Source organism: Rheinheimera sp. (assembly GCF_020217005.1).
GTDB lineage: Bacteria > Pseudomonadota > Gammaproteobacteria > Enterobacterales > Alteromonadaceae > Pararheinheimera.
Genome location: NZ_JAIWOI010000061.1, coordinates 1 through 16,153 on the forward strand (window position 1 = coordinate 1; position 16,153 = coordinate 16,153).

The window sequence follows — 16,153 nt, forward strand, 5'->3', positions numbered from 1 at the left end:
GCGCTGGCTCCAGTGTTTCTGCCACTGTATCTAGTGCCGCCAGATAAGACTCAGGCAACAGTTGTTTTAATCCCAGCACGTGTTGCTCATGGTCTTTTAAACCGACAAAGCGCCGGGCCCATTGCTGCACTGCGGTCATTCTTTGGTAGAAATCCCGCTCATCTTTTTGGTCAGCGGCAGACCATAGCCGTTCTGCTACAGCAAATGCGTTGGGCCATAAGCGAATATCGATCAGCTCCGGTGTAATCAGCTCGCCCCACAAGGCAATTTCTCCACCCAACACCAGTTGTTTTGCTGCATCATCCAGATTTTTAGCGAATTTTAACGGTAAGGCTGTGTTGTGTTCTAAGGCCTGAGCCTGGCCTCTGATTTGATAAGGTGCATTGCCCACCACAAACTCACCCTGAACGGTTTCAGTCAGTTGTAATCTTGCAAAAACCGGCCCCATCCAGCTATCAAAGTTAAATTTGACCATAGCCTCCTGCTGTTGCAGTTGTGTCGCTTCAATCAGCAATTTGCCGGGAAACTGCAGAAAGGCACGGGTTGATCCTGACTTTAAGTACACCAGATACAAGTCTGCTGTAACAGCTCCGCCTCTTTTACGCTCGAATTGAACTGTCCAGTGTGACCAAAAGTGGATCTCTTTCTCGTGCGGCGCTACCACCAACTGAGGTAAGGGGTCATTACGATAATGGTAGGCAGCGGTTTGCGGCTGATCCAAATAAAAGCCAGTAGATAAAATGGCTGGGTGACCTGCGGCTGCAGCCTGAAATAAAGACTCAGTACCACGCCAGGACTGCACTACGACTGAGTGAGGCAGGTGATCATCCAGCACTTCATCCCATCCAATCATGGTTTTTCCCAGAGGTTTTAAGATCTGCTCCACTCTGCGATTAAAATAGGCCTGCAAGGCACCCGCATCAGGCAATTGCTGTTGCTGCATAAAAGCGCGGATATCCGGGTTTTGCAACCAGAGGTCAGGTAAGACTTCATCGCCACCTATATGCAGATAGGGGTCGGGAAATACCTGAGCTACTTCAGCAAGCAATAGTTCTAAAAAGGAATATACCTGCTGTTTGGACGGATCCAGCACGGCTTTATGAACACCCCAACTCGTTTCGATGGCTTGTGGGGCAGGTGGTGCCATCAGCTCAGGGTAAGCCAGACCCAGAGCCGTGGTATGACCGGGTAAATCAATCTCCGGCACTATCCTAATACCACGTTCTTTCGCATACAGAACCAGGCTACGCAACTCGTCTTGCGTGTAGTAGCCATCTGTTCCGCCTTTCTGCTGCAGCCGAGGGAAGACTTTCGATTCAAAGCGCCAGCCTTGATCATCTGTTAAATGTAAGTGAAGCACATTGAGTTTTACCGCAGCCATCAGATCCAGTTGCCGTTTTATATCAACCAAAGGCAAAAAACGTCTGGCAGGATCGAGTAATAAGCCACGCCAACTAAAACGGGGTTCATCGTCAATAGTCAGATTGGGCAGAAAAATTTGTCCTGACTCACGCTGGATCAGTTGCTGCAAAGTCTGCAACCCCCGCAAAACACCTATCGCATGACTGGCGTTGAGCAAGATGTGGTTACTTTTTATCTCAAGTTGATAGGCTTCCTGGTGCTTCTCGGTGTTTGTCTTTTGTGGGGTGAGCCGTATAAGCAGATCCGCAGGCGTCTTTGCTGTAAAGTCTAAAATTGTATTGATCCGGTTTCTCTGTACAAATTGCTCTAGCAAGGGCTTTAGACTGGTGTGCCCGGCCGGTAGCTCTACCTGGAAAGACTGATCAAAAACAAAGTGGCCTTGTCTTAATTCCAACCGCTTTGGATAAGGCATCAACGCCAATGGTTGCGCCTGAACCTGCAGGGGGAGCAAATGCAACAAAAATGACAGACTTAAACAGCAGAATAAGCGCATAAAAGCAGATTTAATTTGTTACTTGGTAACATATTAATAATCAATTAATTGGCGTCTGTCTATGGATGTTTACGGCTATTTTATATTTATATTAATGTACTTGTTGGTCTTGTTGTTGGTATTAAGTAACATTTATACGCGGTGTTGGAGCGGTGCAGGCAGTCCATCCGACAAAGCTCAGCGGCTTTGCTGGAACAGCTCGGCTAAAGTGCACTGAGCTCCTCTGGATTTTAGCTGGGCCAGTAAAAGCTGAGCGCAGGCGAAAGCGTCGGATAAGGCATGATGTTCAGTTACCTCGGGAAGTTGATAGCGGGCTAAACACGCGGGCAGCTGTAAGGAGTTTTGCGCAACAGGACCGCCTTTAAGTTGCATTTTATACAGTTCGAGTTTTAACGTATCCACAGCCTTAAAGGCTGGTGAGCGGCCAAAACAGTTCTGACAACTTTGTTTTAAGAAACTAAGTTCCAGTGCACTGTGATGGGAAACCAGTACAGAGGTTTTTAATTCCTGTACTAGTTGTTTTAATAACAGCTCCAGTTCTATACCTTGTTGCACTTCGCTGTTATGTAAACCATGGATCACTGCACTTTGTCCTACTGAGGCAGGGCTTTTCACCAAATGGTAGTGGGCTGTGTTTAAATAAATTTTACTCTTTGAAATTTTTACCCAACCAGCACTGACAATATGATGTTTTTTCGCATCCATTCCGGTAGTTTCAAAATCCAGTACCAGAAAATCCGCCTTACTGGCTAGCTCCAATTTATCTATTGGAGTGCTGTTTTCATATTCCAGTACCAGTTGGTGCACTGCTTCTGGTTTTTTCAGCCAGTTCCACATTTAAAGTTCCCGACAAAAACGTTGTCTGAGTATTTGTTGTTCATCGCTGATCACAGCAAAAGCATCTTTTAACTGATGACGTTGCAGCAAGTTTAGTTGAGCCGGATCCAATAAATTAGACAGATGTCGACCTCGTTGAATGTCTTGTGCCTGCAGTTGCCAGCGTAAATGTGCCAACACATCAAAAGCACCTTGTAAATTTTGTTGCTGACGCTGTGTTAACACGCCTTGCTGCTGTAGCATTGCCAAACGTTCTCTGGTGTTGACGGCGTGAATACCTGCAGACAATGCATAAACCCGGACTAGATCGCTGATCAGGCTAATGCCGCGTTTTTTCAGGTCCAGTCCCTTACGTTGCCTGCCGTCCTGCTCCAGCAGGAAGTGCTTAAAAAATCCGAGTGGTGGTTGTCGCTCTGTAGCGTTTTTGGCCAGATGAAACAAAAACAATTCATTATTTTTGCAGCGGGCTAACACATCTTCTTGCAGTACATTAAACAGGCCTTTGCTGCCATGTATCAGTCGCATATCAAAAAAAATACTGCTATTTAACAGAGCCTGCGGATCTGGCGTATTCAGCCATTTGGCAAATCGGCCTGACCAGCCTTTGAGGCTCAGTCGCAGCTCAGGGGTGGATGCCATAATATGGCCTTCACAAAGCGCTTGGCCTGAAGAGGCCAGACCGTTGCAGACTATATCGGCAAGGGCTGAAAAATAGTCGGCAACAGCGCCAGTGGGCTCTTTTTCCAGCAATAACGCATTGTCCTGATCGGCGCTGGGTAACATATCGCGTCTGGCTTGAGAGCCAAAAACTAACCAACTATAGACACAAGGCGCAGGACCCAGTTCCTTTTCCGCAATATGCAACCAGCTCTGAGCCAGAGCATCCATGATACTGGTCAATACACTGCTGACTTCATAAGAAGGGATCTGTTGATCAGCCAATTGCATGGCCAACTGGTTGATATGAGGTGTAATGGCATTTAAGCCTTCCGCTTTATGCTGACGATGGATATGGCTAATTAAATAAACCGGATGTTCCTGCTGGCTGCGGATCAAATCTGTGGTGGTTAATACGCCTACGGCTTTGCCTTGCTCTTCTACGGGTAGATGGTGAACATTGTGCTGACTCATTTGTTGAATGGCTTCAAAGGCAAAACGATCAATTTCGATGCTTTGCGGCGTTTTCGTCATGACTTCAGAGACAGTGGTTGAAGCAGGTAAATTTTTTGCCAAAACGCGGCTTCGCAAATCGCGGTCGGTCAGAATACCCACTAGTTTCTCGTCTTTCTCAATCAGCACGCAGGAAACGCGTTGCTCGGTCATGAGTGTTGCAGCTTGCTGAACCGTATTGGAGCAATCAATAGATACTTTGCGTCTGGTGACTAAGTCTGCGACTTTTAAAGTCGAGGTGCTCTGCTGCTGGCTGCTTTGGTACAGATGTAATCGACGACTAAATAAGCGCTGGAAGAATAAATCGAAATTCTTGTACTGGTGGCGTAACTTATCAAAACTTTCCGCAGGTAAAAAATACACCAACCCGTCTTCTTCGCATCTGATAGTGTCAGGGTCGGCAAGGCCTGTCAGCAGAAGCTGATAGCCATAAAAGTCGCCACTTTGTAAGTGGGTGATTCGGTGTTGCTCTGTATGCAAGGCAAACAAGCCGGAACGGACCAGTAAAAGTTGTGGTTCTGGCTGTAACTCTTCACCTGACGCCAGATATAAAACAGTCAGATCCTGGCTCAGGTGTTGCAGTACATGAGCCGCTAAATCATCGAAAGGTGGTGTTTGCTGCAGAAAAGACACAACTTCCTGAACTTGCATACAAGCTTCCTACATGGTCAAAAAACAAGGCGTGTTGCCACGCCTTATCTGGGTCCGTTTTCCTTGGGAGCTTTAGTGAGCCTGAGCTGCACCTGCGCCTTTTGGATAACGGATTTGTTCTACTATATCCTGCACCTCTTGTGGTACTTCTTTGGTTACTTTGCTGACCGCAAAAGCCACCACAAAATTCACCAGCATACCCACTGTGCCTATGCCCTCCGGAGAGATACCAAACAGCCAGTTTTCAGGTTTGTTCTCTGCAAAAGGAGTGATGAAAATACCTTTGAAATACAGGATATAACCTACGGTGAAAGTGATGCCTGCTAACATGCCGGCGATAGCGCCTTCCTTATTCATTTTCTTGTAGAAAATACCAAGAATAATGGCAGGGAAGAAACTCGCCGCAGCCAGGCCGAAGGCAAAAGCTACGACCTCCGCAACAAAGCCAGGTGGGTTAATACCTAAGTAACCCGCGACTATGATGGCCACTGCAGCGGCTAGCCGTGCTGCTAACAGTTCTTGCTTATCGGTGATTTTTGGCATCAGATTTCGCTTGAGTAAGTCATGCGAAATTGATGTTGAGATCACCAGCAGTAAGCCTGCAGCGGTGGATAAAGCGGCGGCAATACCACCAGCTGCTACCAGTGCAATCACCCAATCCGGTAACTGTGCAATTTCCGGGTTGGCCAACACCATGATGTCACGGTCTATCGTCATTTCGTTGCGCTCATCACCCGAGTAGAACATACGACCATCACCGTTTTTATCTTCGTGCTTGATCAGACCGGTTTTTTCCCAGTTTTTAATCCAGGTTGGTGCTTCCGCCACCAAAGTACCCTGAGCATCAGGACCGTTAATAGTGTCAATCATGTTGTAGCGGGCAAAAGCGCCAATAGCTGGAGCAGTTGTGTACAAAATCATGATAAATACTAAGGCCCACCCAGCGGAGATACGCGCATCTTTCACGCGAGGTACTGTGAAGAAACGAACTATAACGTGAGGTAAACCCGCAGTACCAACCATTAATGCCGCAGTGATAGCAAAAACGTCCGCAGTTGATTTAGTGCCTTCGGTGTAAGCGGCGAAGCCGAGCTCAGCCGAGAGCCCATCCAGCCGGTCAAGCAAATGCATGCCTGAGCCATCCAGTAAAGTGGCGCCTAAGCCTGTTTGTGGCAACACATGACCAGTGATCATGATAGAGATGAAAATTGCAGGAACCATGTAGGCAAAAATCAGTACACAATACTGAGCGACCTGAGTGTAGGTTATGCCTTTCATACCGCCCAATACGGCGTAGAAAAATACCACAGCCATACCAATGATTACGCCTGTAGTGATGTCCACCTCAAGGAAGCGGGAAAACACTACGCCTACACCACGCATCTGACCTGCCACATAAGTGAAGGAGATCAAAATGGCGCAAATGACTGCAACTGTGCGGGCAGTTTGGGAGTAATAACGATCCCCTATAAAGTCAGGCACAGTAAATTTGCCAAACTTACGCAGGTAGGGGGCCAAACACAATGCCAGCAACACATAGCCACCAGTCCAGCCCATCAGATAAACTGAACCATCGTAACCCATAAAAGAAATTAGACCTGCCATTGAGATAAATGACGCGGCAGACATCCAGTCCGCAGCAGTTGCCATGCCGTTAGCTAAAGGCGAAACACCGCCTCCAGCTACATAGAACTCTTGGGTTGAACCCGCCCGGGCCCAAATCGCAATGCCGATATACAACGCAAAAGTTGCACCGACAATAATGTAGGTTAACGTTTGTAAATCCATCATCTACCCCTTAGTCTTCGTGGACATCATATTTACGATCAAGAGCATTCATCTTGATAACGTAAACAAAGATCAGCAGAACAAAGGTGTAGATAGAGCCTTGTTGCGCGAACCAGAATCCGAGCTTAAAGCCAAAAAACTGCACCATATTCAGTTGGTCTACAAATAAAATCCCGGCTGCGAAGGATACTGCAAACCAGACCGCCAGCAGTTTTAGCATCAACGAGATGTTCTCCCGCCAATAAGCTTTGGCTAATTCATTGCTTTGAAATGCCATCGTTGTCTTCCTCTTGTTGTTTTTTGTGGTTGTTATAGAAATTCTGTTGACTTGCACACTTAATCTAGCAGTAGGTACAGGAAGCGATAGCCCGACTTTAGTCGAAGCCGAAAAGACAGATCATTGACTTTCTGGCGCTTTCTGCCAAAAGTAACCACTGAAATCAAAGGGGAGTGTGCTTTGTCAGCCTGGATAGTGGCCTTATTGGCCTTGATGTATGTCGGTTTACTGTTTTTTATTGCCAACTGGGGCGAGCGCCATGCCGGTGATCAACTACTACGAAAGTATGGTGGCTTACTCTACAGTCTGGCTTTGGCGGTATATTGCACCTCCTGGACCTATTATGGCGCTGTTGGCACAGCGGTGACCCAGGGCTGGGACTATATTCCGATTTATCTGGGCCCCATTTTGGTGTTTCTGTTTGCACAACCTTTTTTGTTTAAGTTGTTGTATGTCGCAAAAAAACAAAATGTGGCCTCCATCACTGACTTTATCAGTGCGCGTTATGGCAAACGTAAAAACATTGCCTTAGTGACTGCATTATTGTGTCTTGTTGTTGTGATCCCCTATATAGCCCTGCAACTCAAAGCAGTTGCCAGTTCATATCAGGTTTTGCTGGGGCATGATTTATCTGATGAATCTCTGCCTTGGTGGCAGGACACAGCCTGGTTTAGCGCCATGGCGATGACTGTTTTTGCCATTTTATTTGGTACCCGCAAAGTGCAGTTGACTGAGCAAAATCGCGGCGTAATGGTCGCTATTGCTTTTGAATCTGTCGTGAAGTTGTTTGCGTTGTTATGCCTTGCCTTGATGGCGTATTGGTTGCTATTGCCCGAAAGGCTTGGCGTCAGTCAGTTTGTTGAGCATGCCAGCCAATTGCAGCAAAGCACGGACCACAATAGCTGGTTGTCTTTTGCTGTAAAAACTTTATTGGCGATGAGTGCTATTTTTCTGCTACCCCGGCAGTTTCATGTCGCCTTTGTGGAGAATGTAGACCACCGGCATTTAAATCACGCTAAACGATGGTATAGCAGTTATTTATTGCTTGTGACCCTGGTGGTAATCCCAATAGCTTTGGCCGGTATGCATTTATTTCCGGGGCAAGAACATCTGGCCGATAGTTTTGTGCTGCTCATCCCTGAAAAATCCGGTTGGCATACCCTGAGCGTGCTGGTTTTTATCGGTGGATTCTCCGCTGCGACTTCGATGATTATTATCTCTACATTGGCTTTGAGTACCATGATCAGTAATGACGTGGTGATGCCAACTATTTTACGCCGACCCGGTCATGGCCAACGCATTAAAGACTACAGCGGGCTTATTTTGTTGGTGCGCCGTACCATGATTATCACAGTGATGCTGTTATCGTACTGCTACTATGCTTTGTTTGCCCGTAATTACGAACTGGCTGAAACAGGATTGCTGGCTTTTGCACTGGCAATCCAGTTGGCTCCTGCTGTAGTTGGGGGCTTATATTGGCGTCATGGTAATGCCTTTGGGGTGTATGCTGGTCTAGCTGTTGGTTTTGCTTTGTGGTTTTTTTGCCTGATGGTTCCACAGCTTGCTGCTGTGGGCTTGCTTGAACAGACAGTGTTGCAGCATGGCTTATTTGGTATAGGACAGCTAAAACCAACCTCGTTATTTGGAGTGCAACTTGATATTTTAAGTCATGGTGTGATTTGGTCTTTAGGGTTAAATTTTGCCTGTTATCTGATTTTTTCACTGCTTGTTAAAGTCAATTTAAAAGACCGCCTGCAGGCCGCTGCTTTTGTAAAACCTACTTTGCCATTGGAACATAAAGAGACCCCCGTCAGAAGGGCTAGAGTCCGGCGCACTGATATTACAATGTTGTTGGAGCGTTTTATTGGCGCGCAACGTTGTAATGAGGCTATGGCTGAGTTTCAACGGCGCTTCCCCGATCTGGATATACAGGAGGGTATCGCAGGGCCAGAACTGATAGCTTTTGTTGAGAGGGAACTGGCTGGTGTGATAGGCGCGGCTTCAGCATTAGCTGTGGTGAGTGCTGCTACAGAGGGTCGGCAACTTGAGCTGGAGGATGTGGTCACCTTATTTGACGATACCACTCAGGCCATTCAGTTTTCCCGTAAGATTTTGTTTTCGACACTGGAGCACTTAAGTCAGGGGGTCAGTGTGGTCGACCGCGATTTAAAGCTGGTGGCCTGGAATAAATCCTACCTGCAAATGTTTGACTACCCGGATGGCATGATCCGTATTGGCCGGCCTGTGGCTGATATTGTGCGTTTTAATGCGGAGCGGGGACTGTTTGGCGAAGGCGCGCCTGAAGAGCACGTGGCCAAACGTATCGCCCATATGCAAAACGGTACTTCTCATGTATTTCAGCGGGTAAGACCGGACGGTACAGTGATAGAAATGCGCGGTAATCCTATTCCCGGCGGAGGTTTTGTCACCAGTTTTACCGACATCACTGAACATGTGCGGGCTGTGCAGCAACTGGCGGAAGCTAAACAGCATTTGGAACAGCGGGTGCAGGAAAGAACGCAGCGCATCAGTGAAATGAATCAGGAACTGGTCGAAGAAGTCGCCAGGCGCAGCGCGACGGAGTTACAGTTGTTGCAAGCGAAAGCCGAAGCTGAAGCAGCGAATGCATCAAAAACCCGTTTTCTGGCACTGGCCAGCCACGATATATTACAACCATTGAATGCTGCCAGATTATTTACTGCCGCTTTACAGGATCAGATTTCCGAGGTAAATCAACAAAAGATCATTCATCAGTTGGATAATTCGTTAAAAGCCACGGAAGAATTAATTGCTACGTTACTGGATATAGCCCGTCTGGATGAAGGACGTTTACAGCCGAAAACCCAGGCAGTTTCTCTCTCAGGTATTTTACAGCCGCTAACAGACGAATTCAGATGGTTGGCCGGACAAAAGCTACTGAAGTTGCGCACCCACTTTAGCGATTGGCAGGTGGAAACTGATAGCACTTACCTGCGCCGCATCTTGCAAAACATATTAAGTAACGCCGTTAAATATACACCATCGGGACAGCTTTTAGTGTCGTGCCGTAAAAGAGGTAAACAACTGATGCTGCAAGTCTGGGATACAGGCCCCGGAGTGGCAGAACACGAACTCAAGCGTATTTTTGATGATTTTTATCGTGTTGACAGCACCGCCAGAGGTCAACAGGGGGTTGGTTTAGGGCTTGCCGTGGTGCAGCGTATGGCGAGGTTGTTGGGTCATAGGTTAGAAGTTCGTTCAGTGGTGGGTAAGGGGACTGTGTTTAGTCTGTATCTGCCGTTAGCCTCTGAGCAGGCATTGGCCGAAGAAAAAGCTGTTTTGGAACAACAACATGCACTGTTACCCCTTTGGCAGGTGATTTGCGTGGATGACGATAGCTCTAATTTGGCTGCCTTAAGACTGCTGTTGGAACAATGGAAACTTGGGGAAGTGAAGAGTTATGTTCACTCAGGGCAATTGTTGAGTGAAGCTGCGACTTTGCAGAAACCTGACTTACTCATTATGGATTTCCAGCTGGGGCAGGGATTAAATGGTTTAGAGCTTTATCAGGAGTTGCAGCAGTATTGGGGGCAGGTACCGGGTATCCTGGTTTCCGCTGCTCCTGAACCTGATTTGGCTCAACGGGCGAAAGCAGCGGGTTTACTCTTTCTAGCTAAACCTATAAAACCTGCCGCCCTCAGAGCTGGTATTAACCATATTAAAAATAAGCTGTCCTGAACTATGGGCTGCGTCCGGTACGAAAGTTATGTTTTAATGACCGTCAATATAAAACAGCAATGGAGTGGGGAATGTTAGCCAAGTTGGAAGAGCGTTTTTTCTTAATTATGTTGGTGGTGGTTACCTTGGCCTTTGGCTTTGTACTGGAACCATTTTGGGGCTGTATATTTTGGGCTTGTGCTATCACTGTTATTTTTTATCCGGTCCAAAGCCGGATACTGCATCTCATCGGCAATAAACCCAACCGGGCTGCGTTACTTACACTCTTATTTTGTGTTCTGGTGGTGATTTTACCTGTGCTGGCAATAGGTGCTGCTTTTATTCAGGAAGGTATTGCCTTTTACGCAAAAATAGAAAAAGGCGAGATTAATCCTGACGGTTTTATTGAAGCTATACGGCAGGCATTTCCCGTTGTCACTGAGTTTCTGGCACGATTTGGTATTGAAACGGATGGGATAAGGGAAAAAATATCTTCAGGTGCTGTAGAAGCAAGCCGCTTGTTAGCAAAAGAAGCTCTGTCTATTGGACAAAATACCTTTGGTTTTATTCTAAGTTTATGCCTGATGTTATACCTGACGTTTTTCTTATTACGTGAGGGGGCTCATTTAGTTGAATTGCTGGTCAAGGCGTTGCCACTTGGGGACCAGCGCGAGCGTCTGCTTTTTGCTAAGTTTGCTGAGGTCACCAGAGCAACAGTCAAAGGCAACTTGGTGGTTGCCATAGTACAGGGCGCCCTGGGCGGTCTTATTTTTTGGCTATTAGGTCTGCCAGCTCCCATTTTATGGGGGGTAGTAATGGCCTTTTTATCCTTATTACCAGCTGTAGGTGCTGCTTTGGTGTGGCTGCCGGTTTCCTTATATTGGTATGCTACAGGCGATTGGGTTATCGCCACTATTCTGGTGGCTTATGGCGCCTTGGTAATAGGTCTGGCCGACAATATACTCCGACCTTTGCTGGTGGGGCGGGATACTAAACTGCCGGATTATCTGGTGCTGTTTTCGACCCTGGGTGGTATTACTCTGATGGGCATTAACGGTTTTGTATTAGGGCCTATGATCGCAGCGTTATTTTTGGTGTTTTGGCAGATATTTATCGACGAGTTTCAGCACAGCACTAAGCCTGAATAATCAGGCTTGGAGTTTTGCTTATTGTGCTATCAGCGTCTTATCGGCTGGAGCTTCCAGTTGCAGACGCTGGGCTTGAATGACAACCTGAGTTCTGTTGGTCACTCCCAGTTTTCTGAAAATGGCGGTGATATGAGCTTTGACCGTAGCTTCAGAGATATGCAGGTCATAGGCGATTTGTTTATTGAGCCAACCCTCTGTTAAATAAAACAGCACTTTATATTGCTGCGGGGTCAGTTCAGCAACTTTGCTGGCCAAATCCAGATCAGGCTGATGTTGCTGTTGAGTCATTACCTGACTACGAATTGCTGGCGGGACCCAGAGTTCTCCATCTATCACTGCGCTTAAGGCTTTGCCTATTTCTGCTGGATGGGCTGATTTGGGAATAAAAGCCGAAGCACCAAATGCCATCACTCTTTTTATTACGTCCAGATCATCGCTGGCCGAAATCACCACTATGGGCAGAACAGGGTATTGCTTTCGCAGTTGGATTAATCCCAGAAAACCGCAGTTCCCGGGCATATGCAAATCCAATAATAGTAAATCTGCGTCTGAGTGCTCTTGTAATGCTTCACAGGTCGCTTCAAAACTATCGGTTTCTATGGTGGCTTTGGTAACAAAAGTATTACTGATCGCATGGATCAGGGCGTTTCGAAATAATGGATGGTCATCTGCGACAATTAACTTTGCCATATAAACTCCTAACCCAGCCTCTGTTCTCTGCACAGAGGCTGGGTTCAGCTAAAGTGTTGTTGCTATTAATTGAACATTAGCAACTTATTGTCAACAGATTAGCGGTTTAATCTGTTTTGGATCAAGTTCTCAACCACTGAAGGGTCTGCCAGGGTAGAGATATCACCTAATTGATCATATTCATTGGCCGCAATTTTACGCAAGATCCGGCGCATAATTTTTCCAGAACGGGTCTTAGGCAAGCTTGGTGTCCACTGAATAATATCCGGTGCGGCAATTGGGGAGATCTCACGACGTACCCAATCACGCACTGCTTTAGTCAATTCATCACTTGGCTCTACACCAACACGAGGGGCAACAAAGACATAAATACCCTGACCTTTGATGTCGTGCGGATAACCCACCACTGCAGCTTCTGCGATGGCATCATGTGCAACCAGACAGCTTTCAATCTCAGCGGTGCCCAGACGATGGCCCGAAATATTCAACACGTCGTCGACGCGGCCAGTCAGCCAATAATAGCCATCTTCATCACGTTTGGCGCCGTCACCGGTAAAATACATACCTTTATAAGTGCTGAAATAAGTTTGCTCAAAACGTTCATGGTCACCAAATACAGTACGCATTTGACCAGGCCAACTGTCCAGAATCACTAAATTGCCTTCTGCTACGCCTTCAACCAGTTCACCTTCGTTGGTGACTATAGCTGGTTTTACACCAAAAAACGGACGAGTGGCAGAACCAGGTTTTAGGGCTGTAGCTCCGGGTAAAGGCGTAATTAAAATACCGCCTGTTTCCGTTTGCCACCAGGTATCGACTATAGGGCAATTCGTTTTGCCGTAATTTTCGTGGTACCAACTCCAGGCTTCAGGGTTAATAGGTTCGCCGACACTGCCCAATAAGGTTAGGGACGATAAATCTGCACCATCTACTGCTACAGTGCCGTGCGCCATTAAAGCGCGGATAGCAGTCGGCGCTGTGTATAAAATATTGACTTTGTATTTGTCGACCACTTGAGCAATACGCTTAACACTTGGATACGTAGGAACGCCTTCAAATAAAATACTGGTAGCACCATTGGCTAAGGGACCATAAACAATATAAGTATGACCTGTAACCCAACCTATATCCGCGGCGCACCAGTAAATATCGCCATCCTTATAGTCAAATACATACTGATGGGTGATCGAGGCCCATACCATGTAACCCCCAGTAGTGTGTAACACACCTTTAGGTTTACCGGTTGAACCAGAGGTATAGAGAATAAATAATGGGTCCTCTGCGTTCATCACCTCTGGTTCACAGTGTTTAGGTTCTTTTGCCAATATTTCGTGGTACCAAAGATCGCGACCTTGGTGGAAATCTATATTTTCGCCAACGTGTTTTACAACAATCACATGCTTGGCAGGGTTGGCATCCCCTAAATGGGCCAAAGCCTGGTCGGTGTTGTCTTTTAAATAGGTTAGACGGCTACCACGAGCGGCCTGGTCAGAAGTAATCACTAGTTTGGAATCGCAATCCTGAATGCGGCTACCTAAAGCATCAGGTGAAAAACCTGCAAATACAACAGAGTGGATAGCACCGATACGAGCGCAAGCTAACAGTGATACAACAGCAGCGGGGATCATAGGCAAGTAAATGGTGACTCGGTCGCCTTTTCCTACACCCAAAGTACGCATTGCATTGGCCAACTGACAAACTTCGTCGTAGAGTTCCTGATAAGTGACGGCCTTTTGAACTCCTGGTTCATCACCTTCCCAATAATAAGCGACATGGTTGGCTTTGGCCGGCAAGTGGCGATCGAGGCAGTTGTAGCTGGCATTTAAACTGCCATCGCTAAACCAATTTACATGTACATTACCCAAATCGAAACTAGTGTCTTTTACTTTGGTAAAAGGTGTGAACCAGTTGATACGTTTGCCATGTTCTGCCCAAAATTGTTCAGGTTGTTTCACTGACTCTTCATACATAGCCAGATACTGCTCGTTAGTCACCAAAGTACGTGCTTTGGTGTGCTCTGGTACTGGATAAAGCTGGGCGTGACTCATGTTTAATATTCCCCTGTCTTAAATAGGCTCGATGGTTTAGTTCAATAGCGACAACCATCTGTTATGGCTATGTCCGTTCTACCTTATTTTAAGTAACGAACAACATTAGACATTAGTCTAGCCAAAGCTTTTGCCTGCGTCTGTGATGAAAATGAATAAAAAGCAATCTGCGACTAAAGGCTAATTGTCGCTTTGCTAAAAGCGAACCAAAGTTGAAACGTGGTACTGACAATAACAACATTTTAACTCGGACCAGGAGAAAACAATGCTGACGAAAAAACCTCTTGCCAGCTTAGTCGCTTTAGCTTTAGCGGGATTATGTGGACAGGCTCATGCCGCCGTCACTTTTGGTGACACCGAACTGACTTACGGTGGCTATATCAAACTTGATACTATGTGGACAGATGCTTCAGATGGTCAAATTGCCACGGGGATTGGCCGGGACTTTTATGTTCCAAGCCTGACTCCTGTAGGTGGGGAAGGTGAATCCGCCACATTTGACGCTCATGCCCGACAATCCCGCTTCTTCTTCAAAACAGCAACATCACTTGATAACGGCAAAAAAATAAACGGAACTATAGAGTTTGATATGATGGCAACGCCTAACGGCGACGAACGTATTACTAACGGCTATAGTCCTGAAATCCGCCATGCGTTTTTAACCTATGACAATTGGCTGATGGGGCAAACCTGGTCCACTTTTATGGACGTAGCTTCTTTACCTGATAGCCTTGATTTCATCGGCAATACAGACGGTGCAATTTTCGTGCGTCAGGCTCAGGTTCGTTACACTAATGGTGGCTGGCAAGTTGCCCTCGAAAACCCGGAAACGACTGTCACTCCGAATACGGGCGGAGCCCGCATTGTCACTGATGATAATTCGGTACCTGATGTAGTGGTGAAATATAACCATGCTGCACCCTGGGGTTCTTTGGCCATAGCAGTGATGGCGAGACAGCTGTCGATTGAATCAGCCACTCTGGATGACAGCACCAATGGTTTTGCAGTGTCTTTCTCAGGTAAATACAATATTTCGGCGACTGACGATCTGCGTTTTACCATCAACAGTGGTGAAGGTATTGGCCGTTATATAGGATTGAATACTACTAATGATGCTGTACTTGATGCGTCTGGGCAGCTCGAGGCTATCCAGGCAACAGGTTATGCACTGGCCTACAAACATAGCTGGGACAACAAATGGCGTTCAAGTTTTATCTATTCGGCCCTGGATATAGATAACGAAGCAAATCTGACAGGACTGGCAGTGACTGACAGTACCAGCAGTTATGCTGTAAACCTGATTTATCAGGCGGCAAGCAAGTTGATGTTTGGTGTGGAACTGCGCCATGCCACGCGTGAAATTTTATCCGGAGCAGAAGGCGATTTAAATCGTGTTCAGTTTAGTGCCAAGTACGACTTCTGACCATCCTTTTATTGGCAGAACAGGCGACAGTAGTCGCCTGTTCTATTTTAATGACGACTCATCCAGTAGCAAAATTGAACCGTATAGTGAAAATGTTACTTACACGGAGATTTTTGTTATGCATAGAATCGAACATTTAAACCGTCAGGATGTTGTGATAGATGAACTGGTGATCCATTCACTAGAAATGGGGATTTATTTGGCCCAGGTCAGTTACGATGAACGTGTTGGCTTCCTGGTGGATACAGATAACAGACCACTGCGTTTTTTAAGTGTGGAGCAGGCAAAACAGTCGTTATCAGATGCAACCATTAAAAAGTGTTGGTTACAGCATCAATCAGCTTACGACGAGATGATTGGAGGCTCTGAAAAAGTGGATAACAGTCTGCGTATTCCTGTTTAACGTCAAAAAAGTCTCTTTTTTGCCCGTTTTGCTTTATTTCTGAGCGAACGATCACGAATATCATCAAATTGTCATTTTAGGGGTTGTGCAGGATTAAAAACTCCCTA

The 16,153-nt window shown here is 46.5% G+C and carries 11 protein-coding genes; 4 read left to right on the top strand and 7 right to left on the bottom strand.

Annotated elements, in window-relative coordinates; all coding sequences use genetic code 11:
- The 5 genes from LDL40_RS02990 to LDL40_RS03010 form a co-directional block, all read right to left on the bottom strand.
- Positions 1-1,915 (bottom strand): beta-N-acetylhexosaminidase (locus LDL40_RS02990; protein ID WP_367304295.1); only part of this gene is annotated, 1,915 nt, incomplete at its 3' end.
- A 177-nt stretch (positions 1,916-2,092) separates the two neighbouring features.
- The gene (locus LDL40_RS02995) at positions 2,093-2,752 is read right to left on the bottom strand and encodes an exonuclease domain-containing protein (RefSeq protein WP_300993609.1); all 660 of its coding nucleotides are present in this window, start codon (positions 2,750-2,752) and stop codon (positions 2,093-2,095) included.
- The gene (locus LDL40_RS03000) at positions 2,753-4,573 is read right to left on the bottom strand and encodes a putative nucleotidyltransferase substrate binding domain-containing protein (protein WP_300993610.1); all 1,821 of its coding nucleotides are present in this window, start codon (positions 4,571-4,573) and stop codon (positions 2,753-2,755) included. It abuts the gene before it with no gap.
- A gap of 72 nt (positions 4,574-4,645) precedes the next feature.
- A complete protein-coding gene (locus LDL40_RS03005; RefSeq protein WP_300993611.1) occupies positions 4,646-6,361 on the bottom strand; it encodes a sodium:solute symporter family protein in 1,716 nt (571 codons plus the stop codon).
- Between the two features lie 10 nt (positions 6,362-6,371).
- Complete coding sequence (locus LDL40_RS03010; RefSeq protein ID WP_127023590.1) at positions 6,372-6,638, bottom strand: DUF4212 domain-containing protein; 267 nt, start codon at positions 6,636-6,638, stop codon at positions 6,372-6,374.
- A gap of 180 nt (positions 6,639-6,818) precedes the next feature.
- On the opposite strand from LDL40_RS03010, the gene LDL40_RS03015 reads away from it, so the two are divergent.
- The gene (locus LDL40_RS03015) at positions 6,819-10,355 is read left to right on the top strand and encodes a PAS-domain containing protein (RefSeq protein ID WP_300993612.1); all 3,537 of its coding nucleotides are present in this window, start codon (positions 6,819-6,821) and stop codon (positions 10,353-10,355) included.
- A 71-nt stretch (positions 10,356-10,426) separates the two neighbouring features.
- Positions 10,427-11,482 carry an AI-2E family transporter gene (locus LDL40_RS03020; RefSeq protein ID WP_300993613.1) on the top strand — a complete coding sequence of 352 codons (1,056 nt, stop codon included), beginning with the start codon at positions 10,427-10,429 and terminating at the stop codon, positions 11,480-11,482.
- 18 nt (positions 11,483-11,500) lie between these two features.
- Here the strand turns inward: LDL40_RS03020 and LDL40_RS03025 are convergent, their stop codons facing one another.
- Complete coding sequence (locus LDL40_RS03025; RefSeq protein ID WP_300993614.1) at positions 11,501-12,172, bottom strand: response regulator transcription factor; 672 nt, start codon at positions 12,170-12,172, stop codon at positions 11,501-11,503.
- 98 nt (positions 12,173-12,270) lie between these two features.
- A complete protein-coding gene (gene acs / locus LDL40_RS03030; RefSeq protein ID WP_300993615.1) occupies positions 12,271-14,220 on the bottom strand; it encodes an acetate--CoA ligase in 1,950 nt (649 codons plus the stop codon).
- A 265-nt stretch (positions 14,221-14,485) separates the two neighbouring features.
- Here acs and LDL40_RS03035 point away from each other — a divergent pair, with 265 nt between their 5' ends.
- Positions 14,486-15,643 (top strand): DcaP family trimeric outer membrane transporter, encoded by a 1,158-nt coding sequence (locus tag LDL40_RS03035; RefSeq protein ID WP_300993616.1) that lies wholly within the window; start codon positions 14,486-14,488, stop codon positions 15,641-15,643.
- A 118-nt stretch (positions 15,644-15,761) separates the two neighbouring features.
- A complete protein-coding gene (locus LDL40_RS03040; RefSeq protein WP_300993617.1) occupies positions 15,762-16,046 on the top strand; it encodes a DUF6482 family protein in 285 nt (94 codons plus the stop codon).
- Positions 16,047-16,153: the final 107 nt, after the last annotated feature.

Bases quoted from the DNA above. Each gene is read 5' to 3' on its own strand.
- LDL40_RS02995 (WP_300993609.1), bottom strand. From the start codon at position 2,752: ATGTGGAACTGGCTGAAAAAACCAGAAGCAGTGCACCAACTGGTACTG.
- LDL40_RS03000 (WP_300993610.1), bottom strand. From the start codon at position 4,573: ATGCAAGTTCAGGAAGTTGTGTCTTTTCTGCAGCAAACACCACCTTTC.
- LDL40_RS03005 (WP_300993611.1), bottom strand. From the start codon at position 6,361: ATGGATTTACAAACGTTAACCTACATTATTGTCGGTGCAACTTTTGCG.
- LDL40_RS03010 (WP_127023590.1), bottom strand. From the start codon at position 6,638: ATGGCATTTCAAAGCAATGAATTAGCCAAAGCTTATTGGCGGGAGAAC.
- LDL40_RS03020 (WP_300993613.1), top strand. From the start codon at position 10,427: ATGTTAGCCAAGTTGGAAGAGCGTTTTTTCTTAATTATGTTGGTGGTG.
- LDL40_RS03025 (WP_300993614.1), bottom strand. From the start codon at position 12,172: ATGGCAAAGTTAATTGTCGCAGATGACCATCCATTATTTCGAAACGCC.
- acs (WP_300993615.1), bottom strand. From the start codon at position 14,220: ATGAGTCACGCCCAGCTTTATCCAGTACCAGAGCACACCAAAGCACGT.
- LDL40_RS03035 (WP_300993616.1), top strand. From the start codon at position 14,486: ATGCTGACGAAAAAACCTCTTGCCAGCTTAGTCGCTTTAGCTTTAGCG.
- LDL40_RS03040 (WP_300993617.1), top strand. From the start codon at position 15,762: ATGCATAGAATCGAACATTTAAACCGTCAGGATGTTGTGATAGATGAA.